Origin of the sequence: Pseudoflavonifractor phocaeensis (assembly GCF_038439875.1) — a bacterium.
GTDB lineage: Bacteria > Bacillota > Clostridia > Oscillospirales > Oscillospiraceae > Vermiculatibacterium.
On the sequence record NZ_JBCDMT010000005.1, the window covers coordinates 303,825 to 323,574 of the forward strand.

Here is a 19,750-nt window from a genome sequence, read left to right on the forward strand (position 1 = left end):
CGGCGCTTTTTCGCTCTCTTCAATTACCGCTTCATGTACTGCCACAGCATGGCCGCGGCCTCTCCACGGGTGCAGGAGCGGCCGGGGGCGAAATTGCCCTGGGCGTCTCCGCCCACGATCCCAAGCCCCTGGGCCAGGGCGGCATAGCCCAGGTCCTCCGCCGGGATGGCGGCGGCGTCGGCAAAGTCACAGCGGAAGATGCCCGGCAGCTTGGCCACGCTGCCGTAGCCCACGCTGTCCAGCAGCAGCCGGACGCACTCCGCACGGGTCAGGACCTTTCCGTCCTCCCGCTCCCCCTTGGCCAGGATGCCCCGGCTGTACGCGTAGCTGTACAGGTCGTCGGCCTTGTCCTCGGCGGGGTCGAAGCGGTAGCCGTCGGCGCTGGCCAGAAGGGCCACGTAGGCCATCTGGGTCAGGGCCCCGTCGGGGTCGGCCCGGCCGCCCTGCCAGCCCACGTCATACTCGGCCAGCTGGTTGAAGATGGCCTCGGACCAGTGGCCGGCCAGATCGTCGTAGCTCAGGCCCCGCCCTTCGCTTCCGCCGGCCTTGACCAGCGCGCCGGTCTTGGCATCCACACCGGTGTACCAAGCGGCCTGCTCCCCCAGGCCATAGCCCAGCTTCAGGGCGTTATAGTAGCTGTACCCGGCGTCCAGCAGGGGCTTGGCCTCGGGCCAGGACAGGTCCAGCTCCACCGGCACCTCCAGGTAGGCCAGAGGCACGGGGAAGCTGGCCGCCCAGGCGTCCAGAGCGGCCTCGGCGGAGATCAGGCCCTCGGCGCTGTCAAAGGACACTTCATCGTCAAAGGTCCGGAACAGGCCCAGGATGGTGCCGTCGGCGGCGTCCACCCGGACGGTGATGGCGTTGGCGGGGAAGAAGTAGCCGTTCACCTTCTGAGCATAGGTAAAGGAGTGGGCGGCGGAGCCCTTCTCGGCGGCGGTGGAGTCATAGAGCTCGGTCTTGCCGAACTGCCCGCCCCAGAGGGCCTTCAGGAAAGCCTCGCCCTTGGCCTGGGCCGCGTCCGCGGTCAGCTTGGGCTGGGCGTCGGTGGCGGGATTGGAGCCGCTGACGGACAGGAGGGCACCCGTCTTGGCGTCCACGGTCACGGCCCGGCGGTAGATGCCCGCCTCTGTGTTGCGGCCATAGGACAGCCGGGCGGACACGTCGCCGGTCTCCCGGTCCACGGACCAGGTGGCGCCGGAGAGCTGGTAGGCGCTGAGGCCCAGCTCCTTCCAGGCCCGGACGGCCTTGTCCAGCTCCTCCTGGGTCTTGACCCCCTCCAGCTTGGCCACCCCGGCCAGCTCGGCCTCGGTAAGGCCGCCCCGGTCCATGGCGGCGGATTCGGCGGTGGCGTAAGTCATATTAGAGCCGCCCGCCCCTCCGGTGTAGCTCTTGGCCAGCTTTTCCCGCAGCTCGGTCAGGTCCACCAGCTTCCCGGCGGCGTCATCCACATAAAACTCGTGGCCGTTCTCCGGCAGGTAGCGGAGGACCGCTTTCTCCCCGCCCTCGTCCAGCACATATTCCAGCCGGAGGGCCAGGGTGCCCTTCAGCAGGGCGGCCGCCTGGGCCTGACTGGTCTTGGAGCCGGCGGCGGGCACCGTGCCCACATACTCGGAGGGATCGTCCCGCCAGAAGTTGATCACCGCCCCGTCGGACAGCCGCACGCGGGCATAGAAGCCCAGGGGGGAGGGCAGGCCGTTCAGAAAGATGCTCCCCCGAAAGCTGTAACTCTCGGCGGAGAGGACGGCGGTGGAATCGTCCTCGTCAAACACGGCCCGCTCACCGCTGGTGAGGACCTTCTCCAGGAAGGCCTGGGCCTTCTCCTGGGCCTGGGCCCGGGTCATGGCGGGAAAGCTGGGGCCAAAGCCGTTTTCCCGCTGGTCGGAGCTCTCCCAGGTGTTCATGGAGAGGACCTTTCCGTCGTCTGCGGCGGTGACGGAGATGCCCTTGTCCTCACCGCCCCACTCCAGTCCCCACTTCGTGCCCAGCGGGGTCTCGGAGGGCTCACCGTAAAATTCAGTGTACTCATCGGAAATGGACAGCGTGGCCTTTACCGCCTGGGTCACTTTGGTGAGCCGGGCGTCGGCGGCGTCGGCCGCCAGGGCGGGGGCGCCCAGGGACATTCCCAGGGCCAGCGCCAGGGCGGCAGTCACGATCCTGCGCACTTTCATAGTTTTCTTCCTCCCTTTTGGGCATTTTCCGCCCATTTGCCCATTTAGACGGAGAAAAATCGGAAAAGTTTCCCCAAAAAAGAAATTTTTGTGGAAGGTCCCTTGACAGAATCGAACAGTTGTTGTATATTCTAAGGGAACAGTTGTTCTAAGGAACATTTGTTTTTGAGTTTGAACAGCAAAGTCCCTCTTATGGGACATTTTATTTGTTACACTGGGGACATCACAGGAAACAGGAGGGAACTGCCATGGATACCACTTATTACCGCCTCAACGCCCGCCGGGTCAAAGTCAGCGGCGGGACCGACCTCGTCACCTTCGTCCCCGCCCCGGCGGCCGCCCCCGCGGGCGAGGTGCTGGATTTTGAGCGCTGCCGCCGGAAGCTGGAGACCAAAGCCGCCCTGGAGCGGTTGGAGGCCGGCCCGGCGGAGGAGGCCTCCCGGGCCCCGGAGCGCCGCCCCCGCCGGGAACGGTGGGCCGGGATCCTGGAGTTGTGCGCCTCGGCGGCGGTGATCGCCGTCAGCCTGGCGGCGGTGTGGGCTTTCCTGCACCTGGCGTGACCCTCACATCTCCTTTTCGTAACGCAGGCGGTAATAGACGGCGCTGCCGCACACGAAGAGGTAGGCGGACACCAGCAGCAGGATAACGGCCACGGGGAGCTTCATGAGCCCCAGGGCCAGGATCAGCGCGCCGAAGAGATAGAGCATCACGTCGTAGGCCTTGGCCTTGGCCCGGTTAACGATGGCCACGTTCCGCTCGTCCTTCTGCTCGATCTCGACCTGCTGCGCCGCCCCCTTGGCCGCCCGGCGGGCCAGAAGCTCCCCCATCCCTTGGCCGAAGGCCCCGCAGCCCAGGCCTACCAGCACATAGGGCAGGGGCTCGTCCACCCCCAGCCGCGTGATCAGGATCAGGCCCAGCGCCAGGACCAGGAGGCCCAGGGCGGCGATGAAACCATTCTTTTTCCCCTTCATTTGTCTTCCTCCTCGTAGATGAAGATGTCCTCGATCCTCACGTCAAAAAAACGGGCCAGCTTGAAGGCCAACAGGATAGAGGGATTGTAGCGTCCGTTTTCCAAGGACCCGATGGTCTGCCGGGAGACCTCCAGCGCGGCGGCCAGCTCTTCCTGCCGGATCCCCCGGCTTTTGCGCAGCTCTTCCAACCGGTTTTTCAAGGGGCACCCCCTTTCTATGGAAAGTTTGCTTTCCATAGACCCATCATAGCACGTTTTTTATAAATGTCAAGCGAACTTTCTATTTTGATGAAAAAAGGCGGCGGCCCGGGGGCCGCCGCCTTTTTTCTATCTTCCTTTGTATTTCTGACGGGTGGCGATGCCGCCCCGGATGTGCCTCTGGGCCTTGTTCTCCTCCAGCACGGCCTTGGCCTGGAGGTAGAGCGGCCGGTTAAAGGTGGGCAGCCGCTCCGACAGGTCCTTATGTACCGTGGACTTGCTCACGCCGAACTTGGTCGCGGCCGCGCGGACGGTGGTCCGGTTCTCTATGATGTACTGAGCCAGGCGGACGGCCCGCTCCTCCATATTGCCTTTCACGCGCAACACTCCCCAATGTGGTCGTCTTGTGAAAGGTATATGAGGGGAGGGGGCAAAATATGAAAGGGGCGGCCAAAAGGCCGCCCCAGGCCGTCGAAAAAGTCCTTTGGACTTTCCCGACAGCCTTCACAATGCCGTTACTTTCCCGGGGCAAAGCCCCGAAAAGTCCTCGCTTCGCTCGCCGAACGCCCGCTGACGCGGGCTTTTCGGGGCATTTGATCCCACACGAGGCGGGCTGCCGCCCCCTCGCGCTCCCCCGCCGCAGACCGGAAGAGATCTCTAACCCGCAGGTTTTTTGACAAGCTGAGGGGCGGCCAAAAGGCCGCCCCTTCTCAGTCCAATTCTCCCGGCTTGCGGATAATGCGGCTGTCCAGCATCATCTTGATGTGCTGGTACCCCAGCCGCCGGGCCAGCTCCTCGTTTCCGTCCCGGATGGCCCCGAAGATGGCCTTGTGCTCCCGGTAGACGTCTTTGTATACGTCTCCGAAATCCTCCGCCGTAAAAATTTTCCCCCGCTCCATCTTCCAGAGCACCAAGTTATGGGCCCGCACCAGATAGGGGTTCTTGGAGGCCGCGAACACCGCCCTGTGGAACGCCGTATCGCTGGCGTAGAGGGCGGATATCTCCGAGGTGTCGCACAGCTCCACATACTTTTCCAGCCGCCGCAGATCCTCCCGGTCCCGGTTCCGGGCCGCCAGGCGGCAGGCGGCGGGTTCGATGACGGTCCGGTACTCCATCAGGTCCAGGTAGTCCTCCCGGAGGATGTTGCTCACCTTGACCCCGTGGCCGTCGTCCTTCTTCAGCCAGCCCTCCTCCAGGAGGGTGTCAAAGGCCTTGCGGATGGTGGTGCGGCTGGCGGCATACTGCTGGGCACACCACTCCTCGTTGAGCCGCGCCCCCGGCTCCAGCCGGCAGGTGAGGATGTCCTCCCGCACCAGGGAGCAGACGATCTGGTTCATGGGCAGAAAGGGATTCTCCCCCTGCATGCGCTCGATGCGCTCCTGAACGCTCAGTTTGTCGTCATCCGCCAGCATCAGGACGCTCACCCCCACCGACTGAAATCGACAATATTATATCCGCAAAACCGCCCGGGGTCAATTTGTTTTCATTGGAAAACAAAAAGGCCCCTCTTTTTCTCATTTCGGAACAAAATTTGCCGCCCGTGTCTGAAATTTGCCCCTTCCCCCGGGTGATGCTATGATAGGCACAGTTGAGGGACCCTTTTTCAGGCCGGCCGGCACAGCGGATGGGCTTCCTCCCAACCACATATTACCGATTTAGGAGGGGGAATTATGGAAGGCCTTTGGACCATTTTTGGCCCGATCCTCACTGTTGTACTGGCCCTGCTGACAAAAAATGTGATCATATCGCTCTTTTTCGGTGTCTGCTACTTCTCCGTGGGCCTGTTCGGCCTTGACTTTTTGAATCATATCGTGGAGTTTTTCGTCGCCGGCGTCAACAGCAATGGCTTCATTCTGGTGACCCTGGTCCCACTGGGCGTGCTGCTGGCCTTCATGCGGGCGGGCGGCGGCTTCAAGGCCTTCGCCGCCTGGGCCAACAAAAAGGTGTCCAGCCGCAAGCAGGTGGGCGTAATGGTCTTTTTCCTGTCCACCGCCCTGGCCTTTGCCCAGGACCTGGTGGCCAACCTGGCCACCGGCCGCATCCTTCGCCCCGTCATCCTGGAAAAGAAGCTGGCCCCGGAAAAATCCGCCTTTATCTCCCTGTCCGCCGCTCCCAACATCGGCGCGCCCATCCCCTACGGCACCTACTTCCTCTTCTGCATCGGCATGATCACCATGCTGGTGCCCGAAGTGGCCCCCATCCCCTTTTTCCTGAAGAGCCTGTGTATGTCCTTCCACACCTGGCTGGCCGTGCTCATCGGCCTCCTTCTGGCGCTGGAGATCATTCCCGACCTGGGCTACATGAAGGAGTGCCAAAAGCGGGCCCTGGAGGCGGAGGAGACCGCCGCCGGAGAGGACGCCGGGGCCGACGAGACCCTGGGGGGCGCGGACGTCAAGCCCGATTTCGGCGCCTTCTTCCTCCCGATCTTTTCCCTGGTGGCCGGCGTGGCCGTGACCTCCCTGGCTGCCGGGGAGCTGACCATGATCCCCGGCTTCTTCATCGGCGCCTTCGTGGCCGTCTTTTACACCCTGGTCCGCAAGTCCGTCAAGCCTAAGGACGTGGGCGATCTGGTGGTGGGCGGCATCATGGAGCAGACCCCCATCCTCATCCTGCTGGCCTTTGCCTTCGCCTTCGGCGCCGCCCTGCAGATGGCCGGCCTGGACCGGTTCATCGTCACCGCCATGAGCGGCACCCTGCCCCCCGCCCTGGTGCCCGTCATCGTGTTCCTCATCGGCTGCCTCATCAGCTACACCACCGGCAGCCTGGGCAGCGGCCTGGTGATCATGCTCCCCATCGCCATGCCCCTGGGCATCGCCACCGGAGCCAATCTGCTGCTCACCTTCGCCGCCACCTTCTCCGGCGCCCAGTGGGGCGACCAGCTCTCCCCCCTGTCCGACATGGTCATCGAAAACGCCGGCGCCAACAGCATCGACCCGGTGGACCTGTTCCGCTGCGCCCTGCCCTACCGCCTGATCGAGGGCGGCATCAGCCTGGCGCTCTTCCTGGTCCTGGGCCTCCTGCTCTGACCCCGGCCCCCGTATCTCTCAATATGAAAAGGAGTGTTTCGTTATGAGTTCCAGCAAGTACGCCGAGCCCTTCCGCATCAAGTCCGTGGAGATGCTGAAGGAGACCACCCCCGAATACCGCCGCAAGGTGCTGGAGGGCGTGGGTTACAACCTCTTTAAGGTCAAGGCCGACGACATCTACATCGACTGCCTCACCGACTCCGGCACCTCCGCCATGAGCGACCGGCAGTGGGCCGCCCTCATGACCGGCGACGAGTCCTACGTGGGCAACCGCTGCTTCTACGACTACGAGAAGGCCATTCAAGACCTGTTCGGCTTCCAGTACGTCATCCCCACCCACCAGGGCCGGGCCGCCGAGCAGCTTCTGGCCCGGATGCTCTACCCCAAGCGCCCCCAGGCCAAATACGTGCTGGCCAACATGGCCTTCGACTCCACCCGGGCCGCCGCCATCATCCACGGGGTCACCGCCATCGACCTGCTGGAGCCCGCCGGCTACGACACCATCCACGAGCATCCCTTCAAGGGCAACCTGAGCACGGAAAAGCTGGAGGCCTTCATCCAGGAGCACGGGGTGGACTCCATCGCCTGGGTGCAGATGATCGTCACCTGCAACTCCAACGGCGGCCAGCCCGTTTCCATGGCCAACATCAAGGCCTGCGGGGAGATCGCCCACAAGTACGGCCTGGCCTACATCGCCGACTGTGCCCGCTGTTTCGAAAACGCCTACTTCATCAAGGAGCGGGAGCCGGGCTATCAGGACAAGACCATTCGGGAGATCTGCCTGGAGATGTTCTCCTACTTCGACTACGCCTTCATGTCCATCAAGAAGGACGGCCTTGTAAATATGGGCGGCTTCTTCTGCTGCCGGGAGCAGTCCATGTACGACGTGGCCTGGGTGGACAACATGAACTACGAGGGCCACGCCACTTACGGCGGCCTGGCGGGCCGGGACCTGGCCGCCATCGCCGTGGGCCTCTACGAGGGCTCCGACTACCGCTACCTGAAGGGCCGCATCGGCCAGGTCCAGTACCTCGGGGAGCGCCTGGACGAGTTCGGCGTGCCCTATGTCCGCCCCGTGGGCGGCAACGGCGTGTACATCGACGCCCGGAAGTTCTACCCCGACATCGCCCCCGAGCATTTCCCCGGCCTGTGCCTGGCCGCGGACCTCTATCTGAAGGAGGGCATCCGGGTCTCCGAGCTGGGAGCCTCCGCCTTCTCCTATAAGGACGACAAGGGCGTCATCCACTACCCGGAGATCGACCTGGTGCGCATCGCCATCTCCCGCCGGGTGTACACCAACAGCCACATGGATCTGATCGCCGAGACCCTGGGCGAACTGTTCAAGAGCGGCTCCCCCAACTTCAAGGGCATGGACAAATCCGACTGGTACGGCGCCACCACCCACTTTACCAGCAGCTACACCCCCATGTTCAAATAAGTCCTCCGCCTCTCTCCACAAAGAAGGGCCCGCCGGAACACTCCGGCGGGCCCTTCTTTCTTTTTCTTATACGTTGAACCGGAACAGTACGATGTCCCCGTCCTTCATCACATATTCCTTGCCCTCGGAGCGGACCAGGCCCTTCTCCTTGGCGGCGGCCATGGAGCCGGTCTTTTGGAGGTCCTCAAAGGAGATGACCTCCGCCCGGATGAAGCCCCGCTCGAAGTCCGTGTGGATCTTGCCCGCCGCCTGGGGGGCCTTGGTTCCCTTGGTGATGGTCCAGGCCCGGCACTCGTCCTCGCCGCCGGTGAGGTAGGAGATAAGCCCCAGCAGGGTGTAGCTGGCCTTGATGAGTCGGTCCAGGCCAGATTCGGGGATCCCCAGATCCTCCAGGAAGGCCTTTTTGTCCCCGTCGTCCAGCTCGGCGATCTCCGACTCCAGCTTAGCGCAGACCGGAATGACCTGGGCCCCCTCCTTGGCGGCCACCTCGGCCACCTGCTGGTAGTAGGGCACGTTCTCGTAGTCGGCGAAGCCGTCCTCGTCCAGGTTGGCGGCGTAGATGATGGGCTTCAGGCTCAGCAGCTCGGCGGTGGCGATGAGGGCTTGGTCGTCGGCGTCGTCACAGGGGAAGCTCCGGGCGGAGTTGCCGTCGTTGAGCCAGTCCTTGAGCCGGGTGAAGAGCTCGGCCTCCCGGAGGAACTTCTTGTCCCCCTTGGCGGCGGTCTCCGCCTTCTTGATGCGCCGCTCCACCATTTCCACGTCGGCCATGATGAGCTCGATGTCGATGATGCCGATGTCCCGCAGGGGGTCGGTGGAGCCCTCCACGTGGATGATGTTCTCGTCGTCGAAGCAGCGCACCACGTGGACAATGGCGCTGCACTCCCGGATGTTGGCCAGGAACTTGTTGCCCAGACCCTCGCCCTTGCTGGCGCCCTTCACAAGCCCGGCGATGTCCACGAATTCGATGACGGCGGGGGTGGTCTTTTTGGGGTGGTAGAACTCGCTGAGCCAGTCCAGCCGGTGGTCGGGCACGGCCACCACGCCCACGTTGGGGTCGATGGTGCAGAAGGGGTAGTTGGCGCTCTCGGCGCCGGCGTTGGTGATGGCGTTGAACAGGGTCGATTTGCCCACGTTGGGCAGGCCCACGATGCCTAATTTCATCCGCTTGTCCCTCTTTCGGAAAAATTCTTCAATATATTATATCGGAAAGCGGGGGAAAAGACAAGGGAAGGTTGACGGCCCTCCGGGGTCCTTTCCAACAGGGGCCGGGCCTCCCTTTGGAAAAACCACGGCAAGACCCCACACCTTTCGGGGCCGAATTGGTCCTCTTGCCCCTTCACAAGCCTTTCGTTTTTCGCTATAATATGGGTTACTTTGAAATCCGAAAGAAAAGGAGGTCTCCCCATGAACAGCAAAACCGCCATCCGCCACCCCGAGCTGGTGGCCATCGATGGCTCCGACGGGAAGATCTATTTCGGCGGCAGGACCGAGTGGTTCCCCTCTCCCGCCCAGCGGCAGCTGCGGGGCGGCGCCGTGGTGGCGGCGGAGGTCCTCTCCTACCTGGCCGCCACCCGCTCCAACCTCTGGGCGCTCTATCCCCCCGGGACCCGGCGCACCCAGGCCGACTTTGAAAAGCTGATGGCCAGGGTGTGGGATTTCCTCATCCCCGAGGGCCGGGAGCAGCTCACCCTCTCCAACTTTGTGGACGGCGTCACCGCCTATACCAACTTTGCGGGGCACCCCCTGGTCTTCAACGTTCTGGACATCCCCGCCGACCGGTCCAAGCGGCCCTCCGCCGACCGGTGCCAGGGCTTTATCGACGACGCCATGGACCGGGACGCCCCGGTGGCCTTTCTGAACCGCAGTTACGGAGAGCGGGAGGGGGAGGTCATCTGCAACTGGTCCCTTATCGTGAGCCAGGTGGGCAACCGGGTCATTTTGGCCGACGATGGGGTCCAGCGCCCCGTGGATTTCCGCCTCTGGCACGACACCACCTCTCTGGGCGGGGCCCTGGTCTTCGTCATCCGGGACCCGCTGTGATCCGGTATGTGGTCCTCTGGTGCCTGGCGCTGAGCCTGGCCGATTTCCTCTTCATGGGCCTGGACAAACGCCGGGCCCGCCGGGGGGAATGGCGGGTACCGGAAAAGTGGTTTTTCCTCCTGGCCCTGCTGGGCGGCGCCCCGGGGGCCATCCTGGGGATGTACGCCTTCCGCCACAAGACCCGGCACTGGTATTTCAAATTCGGCCTGCCCGCCATCCTGCTCCTCCAGGCCGGGGCCTGCGTCTGGCTGGCCCTCCGGGCCCGATGAGCGATCCTTTCCCGGGAAATAAAAACGGGGACTTCTCAAATGAGAAGTCCCCGTTTTTTTACCCCCTCAGTTTCCCCGATAGATGGGGGCTGTGCCCGTCAGGGCCTCGGCCTGAGCCGGGTCGGCCTTGCTCTGGTCCAGAGGAAGGGTAAAGAGGGTCCCGTCCTGCCCGTCCTGGTAGGAGATGGCCCCTTCCCCGTCCACGGCGAAGATCTCGGCGGAGGGGATCTGGTGCTCCCCGGCGTAGACCGCCAGATAGACGGTGTGGTCGGCAAAGACCTCCAGGCTGTCGCACTCGAAGAGGTAGTATACCCGGCCGTCCAGGGCGAAGCTGGAATATCCGCCGCCCAGGGTCCAGGCGTTGACCTGCCAGGGGAGATAGCCCTCCACCAGGGGGCTGGCGGTGAGCCCCACCGCGGCGTCGGTGAGGGGGCTGCCGTCGGCGGCGGCGATGGACAGCACGGCGTAAGTCCGGCCGGTGTCCACCTCCTGGGTCAGGCTGGACAGCCCTTGGCCGCTGACCAGTCCCGCCAGGGTGACGTCATAGTCCCCCACCCGGGCGGCGGCGTCCATGGCTACCGCCCCGTCACTCTGGAAGGCCTGGGCCAGGGCGGGGTCTCCCACCGCCTCGGCCACCTGTTTGGGGCTGAGCAGGGCCACGGCGGCGGAAGCGGTGACGGCCAGGGCGGCCACCAGGGCGGCGGCGATCAGGCCGGTCCTCATATTGAACTTTTTCATCGGCGCGTTCTCCTTTTCTCGGGCCAGGGCGGTCAGGCGCGCCACCGTCCGCTCCTGGAAGTCGGGACGGAACGAAACGGCATCCATTTCGGCACGGTAGGTCCTTCGGTTCATGTGTCGTCCTCCTTCAATAGTTCCCGCAGGCGTTTGCGCCCACGGGCCAGGCGGGTCCCCACGGTGGGGGAGGGGAGCGCCAGCAGCCTGGCGATCTCTTGGATGGAATAGCCCTCGTAATAATAGAGATGGATCACGGCGCTGTACGCCTCGGGCAGGGCGCGGACAGCGGAAAGGAGGGAGCCGTCATTGTCCTCGGCGGATACGGCGAGGGCCTCATCCAGGGGGGCGTCGTCACGCCGGCCCCGGCGCAGGTCGCTGGCCCGGTTCAGGGTGGCGCGCAGCAGCCACGCCTTCTCGTGCTCCCCGTCCCGGAAACGGGGGGCCTTGGTCAGCAGCCGGACAAATACGTCCTGCACCGCGTCTTCCGCGTCGGCTGGGGTGGATACCCGTGTCATCGCGGCCCGGAGGAGCATGGGGCTGTATGCCTCCACCACCCGGCGGATCTCTTGCTCGGACAGCTCCATTTGCTCAACTCCCTTCACCTATAACACGTTTGAGCGGGGCGTATTTTTTCACCCCTCAACTAAAAATCTACCCAATTCTACTCCCCGGCGGTTTTTCTCCCGGGGAAATGGTGGTATGATGAACCAAGGACGCCGGGGCCAGAGCCCGGCCCAAATCCACAGGACAGGAGAACATACAACATGGAACAGCCGACGAAAATGACCATGGGGGCCATGCTGGCGGCCCTGCGCAAAGGCCGGGGCATGACCCAGGCGGAGCTGGCGGAACAAATGGGGGTCACTGACAAAGCGGTGTCCAAGTGGGAGCGGGACATCTCCTGCCCAGACGTGAACGTCCTGCCCCGGCTGGCGGAGCTTTTCGGGGTCTCGGTGGACGAGCTGCTCCAGGCCCGGGCCGTCCCGGCCCAGCGGGGCGGGTGGGCCGAGATAGACCGCGTCCTCGACCTTGTCTTCAAGGCCGCCGCCCTGGCGATGGGGGTCGCCGTCGTCGTACTCTCCGCCCTGCGAAAGCTGGACTTCTACTCCGGCTTCTCCCTGATGGGCCTGGGGCTGACCTGCGCCGGGATCAGCCTCCTGCGGAACAAGAGCTGACTGCCTTGACAAACCGGCGGTCCGGGGCATATAATAATATAAAAGGGAATGAAGTTCTCCCTCGGGCAACCGGAACCGCTGATTGAAAGCTGATGACTTCTGTGATTTTACAGTCGCAGAAAGCATCAGCTTTTTTGCGTCTGAAGGAGGATTTTTTATGCTGACGTCTCTCGCCCTGATCTTTCTGGTGGGGCTGGCCGCGGCCGCGCTCTGCCAGCGGCTCCGGCTGCCCCGGCTCATCGGGATGCTGGTCACAGGCATCGTCCTGGGCCCCTTCGCCCTGGACCTGCTGGACCCGTCCATCCTGGGCATCTCCGCCGACCTGCGGAAAATGGCCCTCATCATCATTCTCATCAAGGCCGGGCTCTCCCTGGACCTGGAGGGACTGAAACAGGTGGGGCGGCCCGCCGCCCTCATGTCCTTTCTCCCGGCCCTGTGTGAGATCGGGGCCTTCACCCTCCTGGCCCCCCGCCTGCTGGGGATCACCACCCTGGAGGCCGGGCTTATGGGCTCCGTCCTGGGGGCGGTCTCTCCCGCCGTGGTGGTGCCCAAGATGGTCCACCTCATGGAGACGGGACAGGGCACGGACAAAAATATCCCTCAGCTCATTCTGGCGGGGGCCTCCATGGACGACATATTTGTGGTGGTCCTCTTCTCCACCTTCCTGGGCATGGCCCAGGGGGGCCCCGCCTCCCTCCTGGATTTTGCCGGGATCCCCCTCTCCATCCTTCTGGGCATCCTGCTGGGGGCCGCCGCCGGCCTGTTCCTGGCCCTGTTTTTTGAGACGGCTTACGTCCACCGTCACCTGGTGCGCAACAGCATGAAGGTCATCGTGGTGCTGGGCACGGCCTTCCTCCTCACGGCGGCGGAAACCTGGCTGACGGGCAAGCTGCCCCTCTCCGGCCTCCTCGCCGTCATGGCCATGGCCTGCGTCCTCCGGCAGAAAAGCGACCCCCGGGTCTCCCGGCGGCTGGCGGAAAAGTTTGGAAAGCTGTGGCTGGCGGCCGAGGTCATCCTTTTCGTCCTGGTGGGCGCCGCGGTGGACGTCCGCTATACCCTGGCCGCCGGCCCAGCCGCCCTGGCCATGATCCTGCTGGCCCTGGCCATCCGCTCCGTGGGGGTGCTCCTCTGCCTTGTGGGGACCGCCCTGTCTGCCCGGGAACGGCTCTTCTGCGTCATCGCCTACCTGCCCAAGGCCACCGTCCAGGCCGCCATCGGGTCCGTGCCGCTGGCCGCCGGCCTGCCCTGCGGAAAGCTGATCCTCTCGGTGGCCGTCCTGGCCATCCTCATCACCGCCCCCCTGGGGGCCATGGGCATGGACCTGGCCGCCCCCCGGCTTCTCCGCCGCCGCGGCTGAACCGGAAGAAAGAGCGGGCCCCCTGGGGGGCCCGCTCTCTGTTCACTCTTTTTTCCCCAGCTTGTGCTTGGTGCCGTCCGGCTCCTGGATGTAGGTGTTCTCCAGGTTGGCCGTCAGGCTCTCCCGCACCGCCGCCACGTACTGCGCCCGGAGGGCGGCCTGTTCTTCCTTCTCGGCCTCGGTCAGGCCCTCGGGGGTCCGGGACTTCCGGGCCAGGGCGTTGATACGGTCGATCTGCTCCTGTGTGATCATACATATCGCTCCAATACTAACATGATACGGCCTTTTTTGGACACGCCGCCCATCTCCTTAAGCAGGCACTTCCCCAGGCCCCGGCAGGTGATCACGTCCCCCTGCTCCACCGCCCGGTCGGGCTTGACGCAGGGGCGGTGGTTCAGCTCCACCTTGCCCGAGGAGATGAGCCCGGCGGCCTTGCCCCGGCCCATGGAGAAGCCGGAGGCCATCACGGCGTCCAGCCGGGGGGAGGACACGGTGTCCCGGTGGGTCCGCACCTCCACCAGGGGCGGCTCCACCTCCTCCAGGCCGATCTCCTCTACCTTTAATTTTGCCCGGCCGGCCCCGTCCCAATTCTGGAGGAGGAAGGGGCACAGCTCCCGGAATACCAGCACGTCGCAGACGCCGGGACGCACCAGGATGTCCCCCACCTTCTCCCGGTCCAGCCCTTGGCCCAGAATGGCCCCCAGGAAATCCCGGTGGGTGAGGGCCTCCCCCGACTGCCAGCGGCACCGGAGGGCGGCAAAGGGCGGCTCCCAGTCCGCCTCCTCCTGCCAGTCGGGGAGGAAGGCGCACACCTTCCGTTCGGCGTCCTCAAATCCGCCGGAGAAGAGGTGGCGGGGATGCCCCGCCGCGGCGATCAGGCGGCCGGCGGCCTCCTGCTGGGCCTCCGAAAGGAAGAAGGTGCAGGCGGGGGCCCCCCGCTGGGCGGTCTCCAGCTTGTCCAGGACCCGGGCCAGGAACAGCCGCTCCTCTCCGGACTGGGCCACCTGATTCAAAAGCTCTGTTTTTGTCACTGGGCGTCAATACCCCTCTTCTAAATATAACTTGCCACACTTCTTGAATTTTGATGCTATCATATCAGGCCTTCTCTGTCAACGCATCTTTCAGACTCTTTACACGCTCATAAATCCGCTGATTGATTCCCCGTGAAGGCCCAGCCTCCGGCGGCTCCCCTCTCTTCGTGAAGAAAGGGGAGGGAAAGAAGCCCAGGGGGAGAGTTTCGACTCTCTCCCCCTGGACCCCCTCTCAACGACCAGCCAAGGGGGCCTCAGCCCCCTTGGCTGGATTATCTCCCGGGGCTGTTCTTGCGGAGGTGGGAAAACCCCGTCTCCTTACTCCGTAACGGGTCCGGGTTTCGGCAGGTTTTAGGCTTCCCCTGGGGGAAGCTGTCGAGCGAAGCGAGACTGATGGGGGGAATGTTCTCCTCACACGGCCCCGGCCAGCATAGCTGGCCGGCCACCGCTAAAAACTTGCCACCGGCAAGTTTTCTTCACGCTATGGCCCCTCATCCGTCAGCGGCTTCGCCGCTGCCACCTTCCCCCAAGGGGAAGGCTAAGGGCGTAGAAAAACGAACCCCGGGGCCGCTGCGAAGTGCGGCCCCGGGGTTTTCACACGCTCTTGTGGACAGCTTGGGGAGGTTTCCAAAGGGAGGGGGACCGCAGTCCCCCTCCTTTGGTCGTTGAGAGGGGGTCTTGGGGGAGAGAGTCGAAACTCTCCCCCAAGCGTCTTTTCTGGGGGGTCTGGGGGTGCCATCTTTTCCACGCGGAAAAGATGGTCCCCCAGGAGGCACCACCTTCCGAAAGGTGGGCACTCACCCCATCTTCCCGACGACCCCCGCGCACCGGGGGCACAGCTCAGGATGCGCCCCATCCTCTCCCACGTGCTCGTCGTGGTTCCAGCACCGCACACACTTGGGGGCCTCGGACAGCTTCACGGCGATGGTGCAGGGCACCAGGCAGTCCTCCGCCTTCTCGCCCTCCACAGCCTCCGTGGTCACGGTGACCTTGGACACGATGCACAGCGCCGCCAAATCGACGCCCCGCAGGAATTCAGCGTCCTTCTCCCCCTCCACCGAGAGGGTGACCTCGGTATCCTGGGCCTTCTTGAAGACCCCGGCGGCCCGGGCGTTCTCCAGGGCCTTATTCACGGCGTCCCGGACGGAGATCAGCAGGCCCCAGCGGACCTCGTCGGCCTCGGACAGGGCCAGCTCGGCGCGGTAGTCGGGCATGTCGTTGAGCACCACGCTCTCGCCGTTGTCGGCCTTGGCGTGGGGCATGGCGGCCCAAATCTCGTCGGAGGTGAAGGCCAGGATGGGGGCGATGAGCCGGGTCATGCCGTCCAGGATGAGATAAAGGGCGGTCTGGGCGGAGCGCCGGTCGGCCTCCTCCCCGCAGTAGAGCCGGTCCTTGATGACGTCCAGATAGAGGTTGGACATGTCGATGACGCAGAAGTTGTACACCGCCCGGTAGACGGCGTGGAACTCGTAGCGGTCGTATGCCTCCCGCACGGTCTTGACCAGGGCGTTGAAGCCGTGGAGGGCGAACTTGTCCAGCTCGGCCAGCTTGTCATAGGCCACCATGTCCCGGTCCGGGTCGAAGCCCGCCAGGTTGCCCAGCATGTACCGGGCGGTGTTCCGGATTTTCAGGTACGCCTGGGAGAGCTGCTTCATGATTTCCCCGGAAATGCGCATGTCCTGGGTGTAGTCGGCGGAGGAGACCCACAGCCGCAGCATGTCCGCGCCGTAGTCCTTGATGACCTCCTCGGGCCCCACGGCGTTGCCCAGGGACTTGTGCATGGCCTTGCCCTCGCCGTCCACGGTCCAGCCGTGGGTGACGATCTGCTTGTAGGGGGCCACGCCGTTGGTGGCGATGGAGGTGAGCATGGAGGACTGGAACCAGCCCCGGTACTGGTCGCCGCCCTCCAGGTAGAGGTCGGCGGGGTACTTCAGATAGTCCCGCTCCTCACAGACGGCGGCCCAGGTGGAGCCGGAGTCGAACCACACGTCCATGATGTCGGTCTCCTTGGAGAAGTGGGCCTTGCCGCACTTGGGGCAGACGAAGCCCTCGGGCAGCAGGTCCTTGGCCTCCCGGTCGAACCACACGTTGGAGCCGTGGGCCCGGAAGAGCTCCGCCACCCGGGCGATGGTCTCGGGGGTGACGATGTCGGCGCCGCAGTCGTCGCAGTAGAAGATGGGGATGGGCACGCCCCACACCCGCTGGCGGGAGATGCACCAGTCGTTGCGCTCGGAAATCATGGAGATCATCCGCTCCTTGCCCCAATCGGGCTTCCAGCGGATGTCCTCGCAGGCGTCCACCGCCGCCTGCTTGATGGCGTCCACGGAGCAGAACCACTGCTCGGTGGCCCGGTAGATGATGGGGTGCTTGCACCGCCAGCAGTGGGGGTAGGAGTGGGTGATGTTCTCCTTGGCCAGAAGGAAGCCCTCTTTCTCCAGGTCCTCCACCACCAGGTCGTTGCCCTTGGCGTAGAACTGGCCGTTGTAGCGCTCGTCGGTCATGACCCCCTTGGCGTTCACCGGCACGGGGGTGCCGATGTGGGTCAGGCCCTCCTGGTCGTACTGGCGGCAGATGTTGAAGTCGTCCGCGCCGAAGCCGGGGGCGGTGTGGACGCAGCCGGTGCCGGCGTCCAGGGTCACGTGGTCGCCGCACAGCAGCACGCTCTCCCGGTCGAAGAGGGGGTGCTTGGCGGTCATCAGCTCGAACTGGTCGCCCTTAAGCTTGGCCAGGACCGTACAGGCGGCGAAGTCGATGCCCGCGGCCTTGCACACGGAGGGGGCCAGCTCCTCGGCTAGAATATAGGTCTCCCCGTTGGGGGCCTTCAGCAGCACGTAGTCGAACCCGGCGTTGACGCAGATGGCCATGTTGCCGGGGATGGTCCAGGGGGTGGTGGTCCAGATGACGAAGAAGGTCTTGGACAGGTCAGCGTACTGGGCCAGCTTGCCCTTATCGTCCCGGACGAGGAACTTGACGAAGAGGGTGGTGCAGGGGTCGTCGGCGTACTCAATCTCCGCCTCGGCCAGGGCGGTCTGGTCGTGGGGGCACCAGTACACCGGCTTCATGCCCTTGTAGATGAGGCCTTTTTCCGCCATTTGGCCAAAGACCTCGATCTGCCGGGCCTCGAACTCCGGCTTGAGGGTCAGGTAGGGGTCGTCCCACTCGCCCAGGACCCCCAAGCGCTGGAACTGCTCGCGCTGCTTGTCCACGAAGGACAGGGCGTATTCCCGGCACTTGTCCCGGAACTCGGCGGTGGTCAGCTCCTCCCGCTTGACCTTCTTGTCCTTCAAAATAGCGGACTCGATGGGCAGGCCGTGGGTGTCCCAGCCGGGGACATAGGGGGCGCAGAAGCCCATCATGTTCTTGGACTTGACGATGATATCCTTCAAGATCTTGTTGAGGGCGGTGCCGATGTGGATGTTGCCGTTGGCGTAGGGGGGGCCGTCGTGGAGGATGAAGGTGGGCTTGCCCTCGTTGCGCTTCACCATCTTGTGGTAGAGATCCTTTTCGTACATGGCGCCCAGCATGTCGGGCTCCCGCTTGGGCAGGCCCGCCCGCATGGGGAAGTCGGTCTCGGGCAGGTGTACGGTCTTGTTGTAGTCCATGGGTGGATTCTCCTTTTATGTGAAAGTTTTTAGTATTCTACAATCGCTTTCCGGCAGTCGTCGCAGAGGTAGGCGGGAACGCCTTTGGCGCTTAGGGAAAAGGGGCTGATGGTGACTCTCTCCGCCGGAAAGCTGGCCGGTTCCTCGGAGATCCAGCGGATCCAATACCCACCCGCCGTCATGCGGCCGGCCCGCATTTCTTTTCCGCATTGGGGACAGATCATAACATCACCTCAACAAAAAGCGCCCTTGTCTCCCGATAAGAGACAAAGGCGCAAACCTCTGCGGTACCACTCTTGTTGCCATGGACAAAGCCATGGCCCCTCGTCGGCGGATAACGGTGCCAGCCGCCGGGGCTTACTGCTGGTTCAGCCCCGTCGCTCGGAGGTGATGTCTTCGCCCCTTTTCCCCTCCGCCTTGCACCACACCGGCGGCTCTCTGGGCGGGATAGGGGGTTACTTGTCCTCGTCACAGCGTTTCACTTCAAGCATTTTATCCGCTTTGGGCAGGGATGTCAAGGGGGAAATGGGGTTACGTTGACTGATTGCACGTCGGGACGTGCGTGCTTCTGGGGGATGTTTCTTTTCCCGAGGAAAAGAAACATCCCCCAGACCCCCAAAGAAAAGTCTCTGGTGCTGACCTGCGCGCAGGCTCCCTTTTTAGTAGCAGGTCTACTGCTCGAAGAAGGGGTATAAACACGGGTGCGTCTGTGCGACTCGTGGTTCTCCTTGCGCCGCTTGGCCGCTGACGTGTTCTTGACAGAAGGTTGGTCTTTAGCCTTCCCCCTGGGGGAAGGTGGCAGCCCGAAGGGCTGACGGATGAGGGGAACTGAGGGTAATAGCAAAAGCCCTGCTAAAGAGATAAGTTCCCCTCATCAGTCTGCTTCGCAGACAGCTTCCCCCAGGGGAAGCCTAAGACCTGCCGCGCCCAGGCGTGCGCACAAAAAGAAGCCCCCGGCCTTACGGCCGGGGGGCTTTCCCTCATTTGATCTCGTAGTCCTTCCCGAACTTCAAATGGTTGAAGTCGATGCGCTGGGTGGGGGACTCGTCCTCCTCCACGGTGTCGTCTTCCTCCGCCTCAGCCTCCGGGGCCTCCTCGGCCCCGGCGTGGCGGGCCGGGCCTTTCTTCAGCTCCTCATAGAGGCTGTCCCCCTCAAGGGGAGCGGTGGGCTCTTCCGCCTCTTCGGGCAGCTCCTTCTCCACAGCCTTCTCCACCGCGTCGCCGATGGCGTCGGCCGCCTGGGCCACAAAGTCGGGCTTGGCGGGGGCGGCGGTGAGCTTGGAAAGGCCGCTCAAATAATCCATCTCGTGCTGGTAGAGGTCCTTCAGCTTGGAGATGTAGGCCGCCGTGGCGTTCTGGGCGGCGGTGAGGCGCAGCTGCTCGTTCTCCACCTCCTGGCGCAGGCCGGCCATTTTCTCGTTGACCTCCCGCTCCGCCTGGTCCAGCAGGGCCGCCTTCTTGTCCTCCGCCTCGGCCACCATCTGGTCGGCCATCTTCTGGGCGGACAGCAGAGCCTTGCGCATGGCGTCCTCCGTGGAGCGGTATTCCTCCACCTTGTCCGCCAGCACCTTCATCTTGGCCTTGAGGGCCGCGTTCTCCTTGTAAAGGGTGGTGTAATCGCCGGTGAGCAAGTCCAGAAACTCGTCCACCATGGCCATATTGTAGCCGCCGAAGGACGCCTTGGCAAAGGCGTGCTCGGCCACTTCCTGCGGAGTCAGCATCGTTCATCCCACGCTTTTTA

The 19,750-nt window shown here is 64.0% G+C and carries 20 protein-coding genes, 1 riboswitch and 1 other annotated feature; of the genes, 7 read left to right on the forward strand and 13 right to left on the reverse strand.

Translation table 11 applies throughout. The annotated features are described in order from the left end of the window. Positions 1-23 precede the first annotated feature (23 nt). Positions 24-2,168 carry an S-layer homology domain-containing protein gene (locus tag AAEU42_RS11145; protein ID WP_342233629.1) on the reverse strand — a complete coding sequence of 715 codons (2,145 nt, stop codon included), beginning with the start codon at positions 2,166-2,168 and terminating at the stop codon, positions 24-26. Between the two features lie 248 nt (positions 2,169-2,416). Between AAEU42_RS11145 and AAEU42_RS11150 the strand changes: the two genes are divergently transcribed. After that, positions 2,417-2,728, forward strand: a complete 312-nt coding sequence (locus AAEU42_RS11150; RefSeq protein ID WP_342233630.1) for a hypothetical protein — start codon at positions 2,417-2,419, stop codon at positions 2,726-2,728. Between the two features lie 3 nt (positions 2,729-2,731). On the opposite strand, the gene AAEU42_RS11155 is transcribed toward AAEU42_RS11150, so the two are convergent. The 4 genes from AAEU42_RS11155 to AAEU42_RS11170 all read right to left on the reverse strand — a co-directional run bounded on the left by AAEU42_RS11155 (position 2,732) and on the right by AAEU42_RS11170 (position 4,760). Then, complete coding sequence (locus AAEU42_RS11155; RefSeq protein ID WP_342233631.1) at positions 2,732-3,139, reverse strand: hypothetical protein; 408 nt, start codon at positions 3,137-3,139, stop codon at positions 2,732-2,734. Further along, positions 3,136-3,339 carry a helix-turn-helix transcriptional regulator gene (locus tag AAEU42_RS11160; protein ID WP_342233632.1) on the reverse strand — a complete coding sequence of 68 codons (204 nt, stop codon included), beginning with the start codon at positions 3,337-3,339 and terminating at the stop codon, positions 3,136-3,138. Before AAEU42_RS11160 ends, AAEU42_RS11155 begins: the two co-directional genes overlap by 4 nt. A gap of 126 nt (positions 3,340-3,465) precedes the next feature. Further along, positions 3,466-3,714, reverse strand: a complete 249-nt coding sequence (spoIIID, locus tag AAEU42_RS11165) for a sporulation transcriptional regulator SpoIIID (RefSeq protein ID WP_342233633.1) — start codon at positions 3,712-3,714, stop codon at positions 3,466-3,468. A gap of 332 nt (positions 3,715-4,046) precedes the next feature. Further along, entirely contained in the window at positions 4,047-4,760 is a 714-nt protein-coding gene (locus tag AAEU42_RS11170) for a GntR family transcriptional regulator (protein WP_342233634.1), read from the reverse strand. Between the two features lie 246 nt (positions 4,761-5,006). Here AAEU42_RS11170 and AAEU42_RS11175 point away from each other — a divergent pair, with 246 nt between their 5' ends. Next, positions 5,007-6,362, forward strand: a complete 1,356-nt coding sequence (locus AAEU42_RS11175; RefSeq protein ID WP_342233635.1) for a Na+/H+ antiporter NhaC family protein — start codon at positions 5,007-5,009, stop codon at positions 6,360-6,362. A gap of 43 nt (positions 6,363-6,405) precedes the next feature. Next, positions 6,406-7,800, forward strand: coding sequence for a tryptophanase (locus AAEU42_RS11180; protein ID WP_342233636.1), 1,395 nt, complete (start codon positions 6,406-6,408; stop codon positions 7,798-7,800). Between the two features lie 66 nt (positions 7,801-7,866). Here AAEU42_RS11180 and ychF read toward each other — a convergent pair whose 3' ends face one another. Then, on the reverse strand, positions 7,867-8,961 hold the full coding sequence (gene ychF, locus AAEU42_RS11185; RefSeq protein ID WP_342233637.1) for a redox-regulated ATPase YchF: 1,095 nt from the start codon (positions 8,959-8,961) through the stop codon (positions 7,867-7,869). A gap of 243 nt (positions 8,962-9,204) precedes the next feature. Here ychF and AAEU42_RS11190 point away from each other — a divergent pair, with 243 nt between their 5' ends. After that, positions 9,205-9,840, forward strand: coding sequence for a hypothetical protein (locus AAEU42_RS11190; RefSeq protein WP_342233638.1), 636 nt, complete (start codon positions 9,205-9,207; stop codon positions 9,838-9,840). Further along, positions 9,837-10,109, forward strand: a complete 273-nt coding sequence (locus AAEU42_RS11195; protein WP_342233639.1) for a DUF1294 domain-containing protein — start codon at positions 9,837-9,839, stop codon at positions 10,107-10,109. Before AAEU42_RS11190 ends, AAEU42_RS11195 begins: the two co-directional genes overlap by 4 nt. Before the next feature lie 66 nt (positions 10,110-10,175). Here the strand turns inward: AAEU42_RS11195 and AAEU42_RS11200 are convergent, their stop codons facing one another. Continuing rightward, positions 10,176-10,961: a hypothetical protein gene (locus tag AAEU42_RS11200; protein ID WP_342233640.1), complete on the reverse strand. Its 786-nt coding sequence runs from the start codon at positions 10,959-10,961 to the stop codon at positions 10,176-10,178. Next, positions 10,958-11,428, reverse strand: coding sequence for an RNA polymerase sigma factor (locus AAEU42_RS11205; RefSeq protein WP_342233641.1), 471 nt, complete (start codon positions 11,426-11,428; stop codon positions 10,958-10,960). The genes AAEU42_RS11200 and AAEU42_RS11205 overlap by 4 nt, the downstream gene beginning before the upstream one ends. 180 nt (positions 11,429-11,608) lie before the next feature. Between AAEU42_RS11205 and AAEU42_RS11210 the strand changes: the two genes are divergently transcribed. Together AAEU42_RS11210 and AAEU42_RS11215 are read left to right on the forward strand one after the other, a co-directional pair. Then, a complete protein-coding gene (locus AAEU42_RS11210) occupies positions 11,609-12,019 on the forward strand; it encodes a helix-turn-helix domain-containing protein (RefSeq protein WP_342233642.1) in 411 nt (136 codons plus the stop codon). Between the two features lie 35 nt (positions 12,020-12,054). Next, positions 12,055-12,128, forward strand: a riboswitch (Fluoride riboswitch). 48 nt (positions 12,129-12,176) lie between these two features. Next, positions 12,177-13,376, forward strand: a complete 1,200-nt coding sequence (locus AAEU42_RS11215) for a cation:proton antiporter (RefSeq protein ID WP_342233643.1) — start codon at positions 12,177-12,179, stop codon at positions 13,374-13,376. 42 nt (positions 13,377-13,418) lie between these two features. Here AAEU42_RS11215 and AAEU42_RS11220 read toward each other — a convergent pair whose 3' ends face one another. The 5 genes from AAEU42_RS11220 to AAEU42_RS11235 all read right to left on the reverse strand — a co-directional run bounded on the left by AAEU42_RS11220 (position 13,419) and on the right by AAEU42_RS11235 (position 19,730). Next, entirely contained in the window at positions 13,419-13,625 is a 207-nt protein-coding gene (locus AAEU42_RS11220) for a DUF896 domain-containing protein (RefSeq protein WP_342233776.1), read from the reverse strand. Continuing rightward, positions 13,625-14,407 carry a YlmH family RNA-binding protein gene (locus AAEU42_RS11225; RefSeq protein WP_342233644.1) on the reverse strand — a complete coding sequence of 261 codons (783 nt, stop codon included), beginning with the start codon at positions 14,405-14,407 and terminating at the stop codon, positions 13,625-13,627. Before AAEU42_RS11225 ends, AAEU42_RS11220 begins: the two co-directional genes overlap by 1 nt. A 797-nt stretch (positions 14,408-15,204) precedes the next feature. Next, positions 15,205-18,009, reverse strand: coding sequence for an isoleucine--tRNA ligase (gene ileS, locus AAEU42_RS11230; RefSeq protein WP_342233645.1), 2,805 nt, complete (start codon positions 18,007-18,009; stop codon positions 15,205-15,207). Between the two features lie 29 nt (positions 18,010-18,038). Beyond that, positions 18,039-18,233 (reverse strand): PF20097 family protein, encoded by a 195-nt coding sequence (locus tag AAEU42_RS14575; RefSeq protein WP_425288211.1) that lies wholly within the window; start codon positions 18,231-18,233, stop codon positions 18,039-18,041. A gap of 35 nt (positions 18,234-18,268) precedes the next feature. Further along, positions 18,269-18,490 (reverse strand) — a binding site (T-box leader). Between the two features lie 499 nt (positions 18,491-18,989). Next, the gene (locus AAEU42_RS11235; protein ID WP_342233646.1) at positions 18,990-19,730 is read right to left on the reverse strand and encodes a DivIVA domain-containing protein; all 741 of its coding nucleotides are present in this window, start codon (positions 19,728-19,730) and stop codon (positions 18,990-18,992) included. Positions 19,731-19,750 lie beyond the last annotated feature (20 nt).